We start from the raw sequence: 528 nt of genomic DNA on the forward strand, positions 1-528 counted from the left end.
CCGCGGTCCCAAGTCAGTGAGCGGTACAGCTCTTTGGCCAGCTTGCGGGACTGTTTGATCAAGGCTTGGGTAACGCTGTTTCTGTCCTTGTTCTCGGAACCTGCAATCAGATCGCCTTTCCTGTGGCCCGGGACTGCGCGGTCTTCGATCTCGGCCCTCTGTCACGGATCGATATGGCGCGGCAGAGATAGGCATTGCCTGCCAGCTTGCAGGGTTTTGCGCGGTGAGCCCCTCTCGGTGATTGTGCCCATCACCTGTCGCCAATGGGTCCCACGCTGCGGCATCTGATCGTGCCGCACGATACTTTTTGGTTGCGCCATGGCGGCTGATCGTTTCAGGAATCTTGCAATTGATCGCAAAGACATCTCTCCACGCAGCCCCCTCGATATCTCCTCACGATCATTAAGTGTCGGCGCCAAACGTGATCTCACCCGCTCCGCGCGGCCCTCCACTGCCGACTGGCGATGCTTGCATGGCTGAGAGGGATCCCACATCTCCGACTTCTGCGTATCTGTATAAAACGTTCGT

Annotated in this window: 1 protein-coding gene and 1 pseudogene; both read right to left on the reverse strand. The window is 58.0% G+C overall.

From position 1 onward, the window contains the following. Nucleotides 1-152, reverse strand: a pseudogene (locus tag AB9F26_RS22265) (IS30 family transposase); the annotation flags it as partial. A gap of 9 nt (nucleotides 153-161) precedes the next feature. Further along, on the reverse strand, nucleotides 162-494 hold the full coding sequence (locus tag AB9F26_RS22270) for a helix-turn-helix domain-containing protein (protein WP_369769129.1): 333 nt from the start codon (nucleotides 492-494) through the stop codon (nucleotides 162-164). Nucleotides 495-528: the final 34 nt, after the last annotated feature.

It is taken from the genome of Falsihalocynthiibacter sp. BN13B15 (assembly GCF_041205415.1).
Lineage (GTDB): Bacteria > Pseudomonadota > Alphaproteobacteria > Rhodobacterales > Rhodobacteraceae > Falsihalocynthiibacter > Falsihalocynthiibacter arcticus.

What these genes read in the sequence shown, in the direction of transcription:
- AB9F26_RS22270 (WP_369769129.1), bottom strand. Translation starts at nt 494, where the DNA reads ATGTGGGATCCCTCTCAGCCATGCAAGCATCGCCAGTCGGCAGTGGAG.